Below are 13525 nucleotides of genomic sequence, written 5' to 3' on the forward strand. Positions count from 1 at the left end.
CGACGTCGTGTCGAAAGAGTATACAAACTATTTTATATATTCGATTTCATTCACGTACCACAACACTTTTCCTGTTGGTGTATGAACGATTGCACTATCTCCAACTTCTTTTTTCAATAAAGCCCGGGCCATTGGAGAATCGATGGATATGTAGTCTTTGCGACCAAAAATTTCGTCGTACCCGACAATACGGAAGCGTTTAATCTCACCTTGATCATTTTCGATCTCTACCCATGCACCGAAGAACACTCGTCCATCTTGTTGAGGGGAATAATCAACACACCGCAATTCCTCTAAGCTTTTGGTTAGATATCGGACTCTGCGATCAATCTCCCGTAGCCTCTTCTTGTTATATTGATAATCTGCGTTTTCACTCCGGTCACCGAGGCTTGCTGCCCAAGTCACTTTTTTAGTCACTTCTGGGCGCTCTTCACGCCAGAGATAATCCAGTTCTTCCTTTAATTTGTTGTAGCCTTCGCGGGTTATCAGTTTAGTTTTCATTTTATTTTGATGTAGATACCGTAGTTAACCTCTTGACATTCTCCCCTCCCTAAAGAGGGTGTCGCAAAAGGCCAGCATTGACAACAATAAACCCACAGAGATTTATTGCCTGTTATTAGGACTGGCAACCCATGACAGGCTAAAAATAACCCATAATATCAGGGCAACTGCCCTTGATAAGTTATACGCTATAGCGTGCAAGGTAAATTCCATTCTGACTGCCGATAAACCTCTGCGCCGAAAACGCTCCAGTCCCTGGATACCCCGTAAGGCAGAAAATACCGGTTCTACCATGACTTTTCGTTGACTCAATATCCGCTTTGACTCCGGTTTGGTCATACGTGAACACAGTTTATCCCGCGCTTCATCTTCCGGGTAACGTTTAATTTTTCTGCCCTTTTTCGCCTGCGTACATTTTTCTTTTTTCGGGCAATCGGCACAATTTGCTCCAGTGTAAACCCGATGCCCACGGCTCTTTTCGCGTTCGAAAGGTGCCCAATCCTGCTCATCAAGAATATCGGAGACAATAAATGCCGTGTGTTCCCCGACGTGTTTCAGGTAGTCATGGAGGGAAAGGGTTCCCTTCAGTACAGGCAGGTGCTGAGCGGTGACAAACTAACGCCCGGTATGAACGGAAGGTGCCAGTTGCCGTAGGAATTTAGTCATAGAGGGTCTCGTTTGGAATATTAACCCAGAGCTTAGCTGATAAGGGTTAACTTTTGCGACATCCTCTGAAAGACGGGGTTTTACGGCGCATCGGATAAATGGTTAACAGACGGTTTCGAGTTAGCATTTTCGGTAACAAGATTGCTTTACCTGTCTACTCATTATGATATTTGGCTCTAATATTTATAATGTTCATCATATAATTTATGGTTCTGTGTACTGAATAGTATGTATGCTGTGAATCTTGCTGGTGATGAAACAGGCGGTTAAGGTTTAAGTGAAGAAAAAACAAGCGAAATTGTTTACTATAGTAAGAAAAGGTGACGAAAAGTCGACCGTCGAATAGTTTTTTGTTCAAACGTTGGTGAACTGAACATTATCGATCCAGATCCTCGTTAGTAAGGAAAAACCGTGGCGGAGGTAAGCAGATAATATGCAGCAAAGGGCATTTTTCGTTTAGTCTGCCTGATGAATTTAATTCAGCTAATAAATAGATTTATATCGATTTGCCGGTAACCAGGGCGCTAATTGGTGGGTTGGTGGGTGGCAAAATAACGGTAGAAATTCGATAGTTGACAGTGAATTACTGCGTTCTCATTGTCAGTAATAAACCACTAAATTAATCATTCGAATTAATAACCGTGGAAATAAGTCCTATTAGGAATAGTCTCAAAATACAGATATCTGGTTTCTATCTTTGGGTTAATCTCTTTCAAAATGATAAATTTATCAAAGCATGTAGTGTTTTTTGGAGTTTGATAATGCAAGTAGATAACAAGATCCTTGTGGTGGATGATGACATGCGTTTACGAACGTTATTAGAGCGTTATCTGACAGAACAAGGTTTTCAGGTACGTAGTGCTGCTAATGCGGAGCAGATGGACCGCTTACTGACACGGGAATCTGTTAGCTTAATCGTATTGGATTTAATGTTACCAGGAGAGGATGGGCTTTCTGTTTGCCAAAGGCTGAGAAACCAAAGTAATCCGGTACCGATTATTATGGTGACGGCGAGAGGAGAAGAGGTAGATCGTATTGTTGGGCTGGAAATTGGCGCTGATGATTATATTCCGAAGCCATTTAATCCCCGTGAGCTATTAGCGCGTATCCGGGCGGTATTACGTCGTCAGGCGAATAAGTTATTGGGCCTACCGGCTGAGGATGATGCGATTATTAATTTTGGTAAGTTTAGCCTCAATTTGAGTACGCGGGAAATGTTTCAGGGAGATGAACATATTCAATTAACCAGTGGAGAATTTGCCGTATTGAAAGTACTGGTTTCTTATCCTGGCGTGCCATTGTCCCGTAATAAACTGATGAATTTAGCTCGTGGCCGGGAATATAGTACGATGAAGCGATCGATTGATGTCTTGGTTTCACGTCTGCGCCGTGTGATTGAAGAAGATCCTACACATCCTCGTTATATCCAGACTATTTGGGGTCTGGGCTATGTCTTTGTGCCAGACGGAATTCGTGTATGAAATTATTGCGATTCTCCCCTCGCAGCACGTTTACCCATACTTTATTCCTGATTATGGCTATGCTGTTTATCAGTCTGGTAACCAGCTACTTGGTTGTTGTGAATTTCGTTATCATGCCAAGTTTGCAGCAGTTCAATAAGGTATTAGCGTATGAAGTTCGTACCCTAATGGCTGAAAAGTTGAAGCTAGAGGATGGCTCTTTTCTGGTGATATCGCCGGTAGTTCGCCGGGAGATTTATCAGGAGCTGGGTATTACGCTCTATTCTGAATCTGACGCGGAGATACAAGGTTTACGTTGGGCCAAACGTTATGATTTCCTGAGTGAGAAGATGGGCGAGTACCTTGGTGGCAAGGCTGATCTTCGTCTGGAGATAAACACAGATAGCCCTATACTTTGGCTTAATTCTTATCTGGCCCCCGATATTTGGGTCAGGGTTCCTCTGACTGAGATCGAACAAAATCAATTCTCTCCTATTTTCCGCTATACACTGGCAATTCTATTACTGATATTTGGTTGTATCTGGCTTTATATCCGTTTTCAGAACCGGCCTTTACTGGAAATGGAGTATGCCGCCAGGCAAACAGGTAAAGGTATTATGATGCCAGCGGTGCGGGAAGCGGGTTCTCTGGAAGTTCGTGCAGCCATTCGCTCATTTAACCAAATGTCCTCCGGGATAAAGTTATTGGAAAGTGACCGTACGATATTAATTGCCGGAGTAAGCCATGATTTGCGTACGCCGCTGACACGTATCCGACTAGCAACAGAAATGATGAGCAAGGAAGATGCTTATCTGTCTGAATCTATCAATAAAGATATTGAAGAGTGTAACGCCATTATTGAGCAATTCATTGACTATCTCCGTACTGGGCAGGAAATGCCAATGGAATTCTGCGAGCTGAATTCTATTCTCAAAGAGGTGATTTCCGCGGAAAATGGCTATGAGCAGGATATTGAAAACCATCTGTCTCTTAACCCAATAACTGTTAACGCCAATCCGATTTCTATTAAACGGGCATTGGCTAATATGTTGGTTAATGCCAATCGCTATGGTAACGGCTGGATTAAAGTGAGTAGTGGTCAGACAAATAAATTTGCTTGGTTTCAGGTAGAAGATAATGGCGCTGGCATCAAACAGGAAGATTTGCCACGGTTATTTCAGCCATTCGTTCGCGGTGAAAGAGCACGCAGTAGTAGTGGAACAGGGTTAGGTCTGGCGATTGTTCAGCGAATTATTGATGCTCATGACGGGAAAATTGAAATGGGCACCAGCCTCAGAGGGGGATTATCTATCCGTGTCTGTATTCCTGTCGTGGAAGATAATTTTTAACGGCTTGATAATCATCTCCTAATATTTGATTTTAATGGTGTGTGGAGATGACAGTTTTATGTCAGTCTCAGGTTAAGTTTCCATTACGCTGTCATAAAAATGTCATAATTAAGACATTTTGCTGTAATTAAATTGACCTATTTTCCCTCCTGCACCTTTTTTGATTTGATGAATATATTTCCTTGTTGATTCTCAATATCCCATTAGGAGGGATTATGAAACTGATGCGTACCACCATAGCCGGCATAATGGCAGCGACGTTTTCTTTGATAACTCTGTCTGTATTTGCTGCCACTAGCTTAACCGGGGCAGGTGCGACATTTCCCGCACCGGTGTATGCCAAGTGGGCGGATTCTTATCAAAAAGAGACAGGTAATAAAGTCAATTATCAAGGCATCGGTTCTTCCGGTGGCGTAAAACAAATTCTGGCAAATACCGTTGATTTCGGTGCTTCCGATGCCCCTTTATCCGACGAAAGGTTAGTTGCTGATGGTTTGTTTCAGTTTCCAACCGTCATCGGTGGGGTGGTACTGGCGGTCAATATCCCGGGGATTAAATCTGGTGAATTGACATTGGATGGTAAAACTTTAGGCGATATTTATTTAGGTAAAGTGAAAAAGTGGAATGATCCAGCAATTACTCAATTGAATCCGGGAGTCAAACTGCCGGAGCAAGATATTGCTGTGATACGTCGTGCTGACGGTTCCGGTACCTCCTTTGTGTTTACTAGCTACCTCTCTAAAGTGAATAAAGCGTGGCAAGAAAAAGTTGGTGTAGGTTCTACCGTAAGCTGGCCCATTGGTTTAGGCGGTAAAGGTAATGATGGGGTTGCCGCATTTGTTCAGCGTCTGGCGGGTTCCATTGGTTATGTTGAATATGCTTACGCTAAACAGAATCATCTGGCTTATACCAAATTGGTATCTGCTAATGGCAACATTGTTAGCCCGACAGAAGAGAGTTTCAGTGCCGCGGCGAAGAAAGCAGAATGGCATAAAACGTTTGCTCAGGATTTGACAAACCAGCAAGGTGAAAATGCGTGGCCGATGACTTCCACCACATTTGTTCTGGTTCATAAACAGCAGAGAAATGCAGTGAAGGGGGCAGAAGTATTGAAATTCTTTGACTGGGCTTATGAGAAAGGGAGTAAGCAGGCAAACGATCTGGATTATGCAACTCTGCCTAAAGAGGTGATTGAGCAAGTTCGTGCGGCTTGGAAAACCCAGATAAAAGATAGCAATGGTAAGGCCCTGTATTAAGTCGTGTTGATAGTGATTGTTTTAAATATCGATTGTTTTAAATATCGATTGCTTTGAATATCGATTGCTTTGAATATCGATTAAATTTGTCGTTTTAATTTCTCCCCCGTTTAAGGGGGAGTTAACCACGAATGAGAATAAGCTCTATGGCCGAACAAAAAACGGCAATGAAAGCACCCAGTAAAAATGGCGATATTATTTTCAGCGCACTGGTTAGGCTAGCTGCGCTGATAACTTTATTTTTGTTAGGAGGCATCATTATCTCGCTGATTATTGCCTCCTGGCCTAGTATTCAACAGTTTGGCATCTCTTTCCTCTGGCAGAAAACATGGGATGTTCCGGCAGAGCGATTTGGCGCCTTGATACCGATTTACGGTACATTGGTTACTTCGCTGATTGCGTTGATTATCGCAGTGCCTGTCAGTTTTGGGATTGCCCTGTTCCTAACGGAACTGGCGCCTAACTGGCTGAAACGTCCGCTCGGTATTGCCATTGAGTTACTGGCTGCCATCCCAAGTATTGTGTATGGCATGTGGGGGTTGTTTGTTTTTGCGCCGTTGTTTGCCACCTATTTCCAGCAGCCCGTCGGCAATCTCCTCGCCAGCATGCCAATTGTGGGTGAATTGTTCTCCGGCCCTGCCTTTGGCATTGGTATTCTGGCGGCGGGTGTCATTCTCGCTATCATGATTATCCCTTATATTGCTTCGGTTATGCGTGACGTCTTTGAACAGACGCCGGTGATGATGAAAGAATCCGCCTATGGTATCGGCTGTACTACTTGGGAAGTTATCTGGCACATCGTGTTGCCTTACACCCGAAATGGCGTGATTGGTGGTGTCATGTTGGGGCTTGGTCGTGCGTTGGGGGAAACGATGGCGGTGACTTTTATCATCGGTAACACCTACCAACTCGACAGTTTTTCACTGTTTATGCCCGGCAACAGCATCACTTCTGCGCTGGCGAATGAATTCGCGGAAGCAGAGTCTGGTTTGCATACCGCATCATTGATGGAGCTTGGTCTGATTCTATTTGTGATCACCTTTATTGTGCTGGCGCTATCGAAATTGATGATTATGCGTTTGGCGAAGAATGAGGGGCGTTGATATGACAACCGTAGACAGACAAAAGCCTATTGATGCCAATGTACGTAGCCGTAGCTGTAAACAGGCATGGCGCCGTCAAAAAAATCGCTTCGCTCTGCTGTTATCAATGGCGACCATGCTGTTTGGTTTGTTTTGGCTGGTATGGATTCTGTTCTCCACCGTCACCAAAGGTTTCGACGGCATGTCATTGGCGTTGTTCACCGAAATGACGCCACCACCGAATACGGAAGGTGGTGGTTTGGCAAATGCCATTGTTGGCAGTGGATTACTGATTCTGTGGGCGACGGTTATCGGTACGCCTCTGGGGATCATGGCAGGTATCTATTTGGCGGAATATGGCCGCCGTTCATGGCTGGCAGAGGTGATCCGCTTTATAAATGATATTTTGCTGTCAGCCCCTTCTATTGTTGTCGGTTTATTTGTTTACATGATCGTTGTGACGAAAATGCAGCACTTTTCCGGTTGGGCGGGGGTGATTGCTTTGGCGTTGCTACAGGTGCCGATTGTGATCAGAACCACGGAAAACATGTTAAAACTGGTTCCTGATAGCCTGCGCGAAGCCGCCTATGCCTTAGGCACACCGAAGTGGAAGATGATTTCAGCCATTACGCTGAAAGCATCGGTATCCGGCATTATCACCGGTGTGTTGCTGGCCATTGCTCGAATTGCTGGAGAGACGGCGCCATTACTGTTCACTTCGCTTTCCAATCAGTTCTGGAGTACCGATCTGAGCCAGCCAATTGCTAACTTACCGGTTACCATTTTTAAATTTGCCATGAGTCCATTCTCCGAATGGCAGCAACTGGCGTGGGCAGGCGTATTATTGATAACCCTGTGTGTATTGCTGATTAACATTGTGGCGCGTGTGCTATTTGTCAAGAAAAAGCACTGACTGATATTTTCAACAGAGAGAAGTAAATGAGCATAGTTAATGATATCGCTAGCAGCAAAATTCAGGTCCACAATCTGAACTTTTACTATGGCAAATTTCATGCGCTGAAAAACATAACGTTGAATATTGCAAAGAACAAAGTCACCGCTTTTATCGGTCCGTCGGGTTGCGGTAAGTCTACGTTACTACGAACTTTCAACAAAATGTATGAACTGTATGGTGAGCAGCGGACAGAAGGTGAAATTTTGTTGGATGGCAATAATATCCTGACTGATAAACAGGATGTGGCGCTGCTACGGGCAAAAGTTGGCATGGTATTCCAAAAACCAACGCCATTTCCGATGTCCATTTACGACAATATCGCGTTTGGTGTCCGTCTGTTTGAAAAACTCTCTAGAGCAGAAATGGATGAACGTGTTCAGTGGGCTTTGACAAAAGCAGCTTTATGGAATGAAACTCGGGATAAGCTGTATCAGAGCGGATACAGTCTATCTGGCGGGCAACAGCAACGTTTGTGTATTGCGCGTGGCATTGCGATCCGGCCAGAAGTTTTGCTGTTGGATGAACCTTGTTCAGCCCTCGACCCGATTTCCACCGGTCGAATTGAAGAGTTGATCAGCGAATTGAAATCTGAATATACCGTGGTGATTGTGACGCATAATATGCAACAGGCCGCGCGTTGTTCAGACCACACGGCGTTTATGTACCTTGGTGAATTAATTGAATTCAGTGATACAGACACATTGTTTACCACACCAAAAATGAAACAAACTGAAGATTATATTACTGGTCGTTATGGTTAATTACGGGGCGTAACATGGACAATCTGAATCTCAACAAACATATTTCTGGTCAGTTTAACGCTGAACTGGCACATGTCCGTACCGAACTGATGGCAATGGGTGGGCTGGTGGAGGAACAACTCTCCAAAGCCATTACCGCGATGCATAATCAGGATGCCGCATTGGCGCGTGAAGTGATTGAGGATGACCATAAGGTCAATATGATGGAAGTGGCTATTGATGAAGCGTGTGTTCGCATCATCGCTAAGCGTCAGCCAACGGCCAGTGATCTGCGGCTGATTATGTCAATTTCAAAAACAATCGCTGAACTAGAAAGAATTGGTGATGTGGCAAATAAAATTTGCCAGACGGCACTTGAGAAATTCTCACATCAGCATCAACCACTGTTGGTTAGTTTGGAATCCCTTGGCCGTCATACCATCCAGATGCTGCATGATGTGTTAGATGCCTTTGCCCGCATGGATCTGGAAGAAGCGATTCGTATCTATCACGAAGATAAAAAGGTGGATAAAGAGTATGAAGGCATTGTCCGCCAGCTTATGACTTATATGATGGAAGATCCTCGAACCATCCCAAGTGTACTGACCGTCCTGCTTTGTGCACGCTCTATTGAACGAATAGGTGATCGTTGTCAAAACATCTGTGAATTCATTTTCTACTATGTTAAAGGGCAGGATTTCCGGCATGTAGGTGGTGATGAATTGGAAAAACTGTTGACGAAAGATAACGAATAGCTCGCTAACCACTTGGTCAATAATCTGAATGCTGGTATTTTTACCGGCATTTTTTTTGCCTTATAATTGCTGATAGTTATAAATATAGTTATTTATATTATTTCATGCACTATAGTGAAATTGATAGCTTGGATTAATAAAGAATTAATTATTGGCAGGAGAGTTTAATGAAATCTCGCGTTCTTATTACGGCGTTATTGGCTGGGTTAACATTGGTTACTGGTGCTGCAAAGGCGGATAAACTGGATGATATTAAAAAAGCCGGCGCAGTGCGGATCGCTGTTTTCGACAGTAACCCGCCGTTTGGTTTTATTGACCCGCAAACCAAAAAACTGGCGGGTTATGATGTAGATATCGCAAACGCGATTGCGAATGATCTTGGGGTTAAATTGGTGTTGCGCCCAACTAACCCGGCAAACCGTTTACCCCTATTGGCATCAAAGAAAGTTGATTTGATTGCCGCCAACTTTACCGTTACTAATGAGCGTGCTAAGCAGGTTGATTTTTCAATCCCTTACTTTGCCACTGGGCAGAAATTTATTGCCCATAAAGGGGTTTTAAAATCGCCCGAAGACATCAAAAACTTACGTATCGGTGCTGATAAAGGAACAGTACAGGAAATTACACTGCGTGAGCATTACCCGACAGCCAAAGTGATCTCTTATGATGACACACCTCTGGCATTTGCTGCGTTACGTAATGGCAATGTACAAGCCATCACGCAGGATGATGCTAAGTTAGTCGGTCTATTGGCTAATGTGCCGGAAGCCCAAAAAGCTGAATTTGAGATCTCTCCTTTTAGCATCACCCGTGAATATCAGGCAGTGGCTGCGGCGAAAGGACAAGAGCGCTTGGTTGAGGCGGTGAACCAAACTTTGCTGAAACTGGAAAAAGAGGGTGAAGCCGCGGAAATTTATAACCGTTGGTTTGGCCCGGAAACCAAATCGGCTCAACCGAGAGGTGACTTTAAGTTTGCGCCTTTGGAGCAGCAAACAGAGTCCTAATACTAATAAGTGATAAACCCTTGGTAACTAGCCTCGCCTGTTGTTGCGGGGCTTTGTCATTGGTAATACCTGGTAATTGTAAGATATGTTTGAGTTATTTGTTACAGAACAGTTGCTTGCTCCCCAATATTTGGGGTGGCTTTGGCAAGGTTTCCTGATTACGCTGTGGATATCCGCTTGTACCGTTGTAGCTTCCACCTTGCTAGGATTTGTATTGGCTGCTGCTCGTGACAGCCAATTGAAAATTCTCCGTTGGCCGGTAACTGCTTACACCACGCTATTTCGCAATACGCCTTTGCTGGTGCAACTGTTTTTCTGGTATTTCGCCTCAGGGCAAATACTGCCGCAAGAGGTGATGCTTTGGCTGAACACACCTCATGAAATCAATCTATTAGGTCTACCATTGGCCTGGCCTTCATTCGAATTCCTGGCTGGATTTATTGGTTTGACTCTCTATTCAGCGCCATTCGTGGCAGAAGAGCTACGTGCTGGTATTCAGGGTATAGGGCGCGGGCAGAAATATGCAGCTCATGCACTAGGACTCACTGGCTGGCAAGCAATGCGTTATGTGGTGTTGCCACAAGCGTTGAAGATCGCAACGCCGCCATTGCTAGGGCAATATATGAATATTGTGAAAAACTCGTCACTGACAATGGCAATTGGCGTGGCTGAGTTGTCATATGCTTCGCGTCAAGTAGAAACCGAAACATTGAAAACGTTTGAAGCATTCGGTGTTGCAACGGTGCTATATATCGCCATCATTGCCGTTATGGAAGGTTGGGGGCAATGGCGTCAACAACAAGCTATAACGAGAGGACATTAAAATGGATTTTTCAGTCATTGCAGAAAACTGGCGCTATCTACTGTTAGGTACGTTTCCCGATGGTCCTCTTGAAGGGGCGGCGTTGACAGTGGTTATTAGCCTGATAGCCGGGGCGATTTCTATTGTATTGGGTACGGTTGCCGGTATTGCTTTGGCAATGTTGAAAGGCTTCTGGGTTAACCTGTTAGCCGCGGTATTGGGCTTTTTCCGGGCAATTCCCGTCATTATGCTGATTTTCTGGACTTACTTCCTGTTGCCTATGATGCTTGGTGTGGAAATTCCAGAAATTACCACGGTGGTTTGTGCTCTGGCGCTGATTACATCGGCTTACTTGGCTCATGGGGTAAAAGCGGGGATTATTGCGATTGGTGCCGGTCAGTGGCAAGCAGGGCTATCATTAGGTTTTAACCGTTGGCAGGTACTTTGGTACATTGTGTTGCCACAAGCGTTGCGTATGATGGTGCCTTCCTTTATTAATCAGTGGATTGCGCTGATAAAAGATACCTCTCTGGCTTATATTGTTGGCGTGGCGGAACTGTCATTTCTGGCGACTCAGGTTAATAACCGCAGCATGGTTTACCCGACAGAAGTCTTTTTATTTGTCGCGTTAATTTATTTCGTGATGTGTTTGACGCTGGAATTGACAGCAAACTATATTGTACGTCGTTTCTCACTACAACGTCGAAAAATGTCCCTTTTTCGTTTTTGGCGGAAAGAAAAATTAATTTTGGCGTCCCAATATTAGTTTTTCTTTTTACTTAATTATCTACATCTAAGACATAATCTCCCTATTTTAACGATAGGGAAATTATTAATATTAATTTGTTTTATCTGATTTTTATTGTTGAAACATAAGTAATGATAAAATTATTAAATTAAATAAATTAATAATTTTATGGAAATAGGAAAAATATGTTAAAATAACAGAATAAATAATCTTTTTAGATAATATGGTGGTGATTAACTTATAAAATATTATAATAAATTTGGTATTTTATTATTGTTTGTTAGATTTACACCTTCTGGATTTACAGCAGTATTCGATATTTTAGTCGACTGTTTTTGATCATGATTAAGACGAGAGCATAAAATCTATGGTTACCCTCGTTTTTGCAACCCTGATTTTGATTAATGGTGGGTTGGCTTAAATCTATCCGGCATCTCTATGGGAAAGGATTTAACATAATGCATGCTGATGATACGACAATCAGAGATATCCGTCCTTTCATAGATGCTCTGGATGCAGTTAGATTTAACCGACTAAAAGTTAACCTCTAGGGGAGATATGAGTTATGCCTACATCAGAGTCAGCCTCAACTGACCAAAGTATAGAGAGACAAAAAGAGGCTTTATCAGCAACAAATGCAATAGAGTCAACAAGACGATCATTATTCATTGCAAACGCGAACGGCCGTATTAAACGGTGAGCTAGAGGTACAATTTGAGCGTTGGTATCAGGGAGTAAATTTGGGAGAAGAAACAGAAAACCATTTAACCGCAGTGATTACAGCATAGAGTAATGCCCCAACGTTTTTTTATGCTCTCCTTAATCCAATTAATAACAAAAGAGAAAATTAATCACTAGATTATATGATACGAATAATATGTTATTCAATATGTGTCTTTGCAGTGAGTTTGTTATTTCATTGTATATTTCAACTTTTTTTAAAATCAAAATAATTATAAATGTGGATTTTGTCACGAAACAAATATTTTTTATTGACTTGTCAAAGTTAATATATAAGATTTTTTAATCATGAACCAAACTGAGGATTTATGTTTTGAGCAATCCATTTGAAAATGAATTTCTTGATTTCTTTGTATTAATAAATGATGAAAATCAACACTCACTATGGCCTGTATTCATCGCAGTACCTGCTGGTTGGCAAGTTATCTACGGACCAGAAAAACGTGAGAATTGTTTGAGTTTTGTAGAGAGTAACTGGAAAGATATGAGGCTAAAAAGTTTGCAGGGAAATAAATTAGAAAAGGCGGATCAGATTAATTAAGTACAATTTTTCAGAAGGGCGGTCAGTTACTATATTAGGCATCTTTCCCGCCATAGGGAAAAATGCACTATGGCCTATAAACAACTGACCGAAGCAGAAAGATACCCGATTTCCAGTTTAAAAAGCGGGTTTTTCACAACGTTTCATTGTCAATCACTCAATCGAAACCTATCAACCATTAGCAGAGAGTTGAAAAGACATCAGGAAGTAAAAGAATATTGTCCGAAACAGGCCCATCTTCAGGGGCTTTCTCACCGTCATTATGCTAAGAAAGCCACAAAAGTGACCAAAGAAATAAAAAAATGGATAAAGCGGCTAATTTGACAAGATTTAAGCCCTGAATAGGTGGTTGACTATATGAGGAAGGTTGAACGAAAGACACTCTATACAATCATTATTAAACTGAACACAAAACAAGCATCAGAAGTGGCTGAAGCCACAATGAAGGCTTTATACCCGTTAAAACAAAAGGTTAAAACAATGACGTTTGATAACGGTTTAGAATTAAATAATCGTCCCCGAAAGACTCGTGGTGGCAAACCCTCAAATGGACTATTTAAAGGGATACGAACTTGTTTACTCGTAGCTTAATTATGTTGCACTTACTATGCGAAACCACCAGCAAAAACATTATCCCTATAACATTTGTAGCGAAGGAAGAACTATACCAGTAATCATTGAAAATGCTTGATTTTCCCCAAAATGAGGATCATTGTACCAGTCATGAAAATATTCATTACCGATGAACAAAAAGCCGAACTCGAACACCTCCATCACACCTGTCGTGATAAGAGGGAATGTGATCGCATAAAAGCGGTTCTGCTGGCCTCTGAGGGCTGGAGTTCAGTGATGATCGCTCAGGCCCTGCGTCTTCATGAAACGACCGTTAACCGTCATATCAGCGATTACCTTAATCATCGCAAAC

General features: G+C 42.7%; 14 protein-coding genes and 1 pseudogene. 13 read left to right on the forward strand and 2 right to left on the reverse strand.

Annotated elements, in window-relative coordinates:
* Positions 1 to 27: 27 nt before the first annotated feature.
* A complete protein-coding gene (gene greB, locus CKY02_RS12920) occupies positions 28 to 501 on the reverse strand; it encodes a transcription elongation factor GreB (RefSeq protein WP_112895590.1) in 474 nt (157 codons plus the stop codon).
* A 102-nt stretch (positions 502 to 603) separates the two neighbouring features.
* Positions 604 to 1098 carry a transposase gene (locus tag CKY02_RS25205; protein WP_193493134.1) on the reverse strand — a complete coding sequence of 165 codons (495 nt, stop codon included), beginning with the start codon at positions 1096 to 1098 and terminating at the stop codon, positions 604 to 606.
* Between the two features lie 830 nt (positions 1099 to 1928).
* Here CKY02_RS25205 and ompR point away from each other — a divergent pair.
* The 13 genes and pseudogenes from ompR to CKY02_RS12995 form a co-directional block, all read left to right on the forward strand.
* Positions 1929 to 2648 carry an osmolarity response regulator transcription factor OmpR gene (ompR, locus tag CKY02_RS12930; RefSeq protein ID WP_011144612.1) on the forward strand — a complete coding sequence of 240 codons (720 nt, stop codon included), beginning with the start codon at positions 1929 to 1931 and terminating at the stop codon, positions 2646 to 2648.
* On the forward strand, positions 2645 to 3976 hold the full coding sequence (gene envZ / locus CKY02_RS12935) for a two-component system sensor histidine kinase EnvZ (protein ID WP_112895592.1): 1332 nt from the start codon (positions 2645 to 2647) through the stop codon (positions 3974 to 3976). The genes ompR and envZ overlap by 4 nt, the downstream gene beginning before the upstream one ends.
* A gap of 215 nt (positions 3977 to 4191) precedes the next feature.
* The gene (gene pstS, locus CKY02_RS12940) at positions 4192 to 5232 is read left to right on the forward strand and encodes a phosphate ABC transporter substrate-binding protein PstS (protein ID WP_112895593.1); all 1041 of its coding nucleotides are present in this window, start codon (positions 4192 to 4194) and stop codon (positions 5230 to 5232) included.
* A 146-nt stretch (positions 5233 to 5378) separates the two neighbouring features.
* A complete protein-coding gene (gene pstC / locus CKY02_RS12945) occupies positions 5379 to 6335 on the forward strand; it encodes a phosphate ABC transporter permease PstC (RefSeq protein ID WP_112879602.1) in 957 nt (318 codons plus the stop codon).
* A gap of 1 nt (position 6336) precedes the next feature.
* On the forward strand, positions 6337 to 7227 hold the full coding sequence (pstA, locus tag CKY02_RS12950) for a phosphate ABC transporter permease PstA (RefSeq protein ID WP_112895594.1): 891 nt from the start codon (positions 6337 to 6339) through the stop codon (positions 7225 to 7227).
* Positions 7228 to 7253: 26 nt separating this feature from the next.
* Entirely contained in the window at positions 7254 to 8030 is a 777-nt protein-coding gene (gene pstB, locus CKY02_RS12955; RefSeq protein WP_112895595.1) for a phosphate ABC transporter ATP-binding protein PstB, read from the forward strand.
* A gap of 14 nt (positions 8031 to 8044) precedes the next feature.
* Entirely contained in the window at positions 8045 to 8764 is a 720-nt protein-coding gene (gene phoU, locus CKY02_RS12960; protein ID WP_011144618.1) for a phosphate signaling complex protein PhoU, read from the forward strand.
* 167 nt (positions 8765 to 8931) lie between these two features.
* Entirely contained in the window at positions 8932 to 9768 is an 837-nt protein-coding gene (locus CKY02_RS12965; RefSeq protein ID WP_112895596.1) for an ABC transporter substrate-binding protein, read from the forward strand.
* An 85-nt stretch (positions 9769 to 9853) separates the two neighbouring features.
* The gene (locus CKY02_RS12970) at positions 9854 to 10591 is read left to right on the forward strand and encodes an amino acid ABC transporter permease (protein WP_112895597.1); all 738 of its coding nucleotides are present in this window, start codon (positions 9854 to 9856) and stop codon (positions 10589 to 10591) included.
* Between the two features lies 1 nt (position 10592).
* The gene (locus CKY02_RS12975; protein WP_112895598.1) at positions 10593 to 11336 is read left to right on the forward strand and encodes an amino acid ABC transporter permease; all 744 of its coding nucleotides are present in this window, start codon (positions 10593 to 10595) and stop codon (positions 11334 to 11336) included.
* Positions 11337 to 12363: 1027 nt separating this feature from the next.
* Complete coding sequence (locus CKY02_RS12985; protein ID WP_240002050.1) at positions 12364 to 12600, forward strand: MbtH family protein; 237 nt, start codon at positions 12364 to 12366, stop codon at positions 12598 to 12600.
* Between the two features lie 69 nt (positions 12601 to 12669).
* A pseudogene (locus CKY02_RS12990) lies at positions 12670 to 13191 on the forward strand (transposase).
* A 132-nt stretch (positions 13192 to 13323) separates the two neighbouring features.
* Positions 13324 to 13525 (forward strand): helix-turn-helix domain-containing protein (locus tag CKY02_RS12995; protein WP_146747436.1); only part of this gene is annotated, 202 nt, incomplete at its 3' end.

It is taken from the genome of Photorhabdus bodei, from assembly GCF_003287735.1.
Taxonomy (GTDB): Bacteria; Pseudomonadota; Gammaproteobacteria; order Enterobacterales; family Enterobacteriaceae; genus Photorhabdus; species Photorhabdus kayaii.

Coding starts and splice junctions, on each gene's coding strand:
- greB (WP_112895590.1), bottom strand. CDS start 501: ATGAAAACTAAACTGATAACCCGCGAAGGCTACAACAAATTAAAGGAA.
- ompR (WP_011144612.1), top strand. CDS start 1,929: ATGCAAGTAGATAACAAGATCCTTGTGGTGGATGATGACATGCGTTTA.
- envZ (WP_112895592.1), top strand. CDS start 2,645: ATGAAATTATTGCGATTCTCCCCTCGCAGCACGTTTACCCATACTTTA.
- pstS (WP_112895593.1), top strand. CDS start 4,192: ATGAAACTGATGCGTACCACCATAGCCGGCATAATGGCAGCGACGTTT.
- pstC (WP_112879602.1), top strand. CDS start 5,379: ATGGCCGAACAAAAAACGGCAATGAAAGCACCCAGTAAAAATGGCGAT.
- pstA (WP_112895594.1), top strand. CDS start 6,337: ATGACAACCGTAGACAGACAAAAGCCTATTGATGCCAATGTACGTAGC.
- pstB (WP_112895595.1), top strand. CDS start 7,254: ATGAGCATAGTTAATGATATCGCTAGCAGCAAAATTCAGGTCCACAAT.
- phoU (WP_011144618.1), top strand. CDS start 8,045: ATGGACAATCTGAATCTCAACAAACATATTTCTGGTCAGTTTAACGCT.
- CKY02_RS12965 (WP_112895596.1), top strand. CDS start 8,932: ATGAAATCTCGCGTTCTTATTACGGCGTTATTGGCTGGGTTAACATTG.
- CKY02_RS12970 (WP_112895597.1), top strand. CDS start 9,854: ATGTTTGAGTTATTTGTTACAGAACAGTTGCTTGCTCCCCAATATTTG.
- CKY02_RS12975 (WP_112895598.1), top strand. CDS start 10,593: ATGGATTTTTCAGTCATTGCAGAAAACTGGCGCTATCTACTGTTAGGT.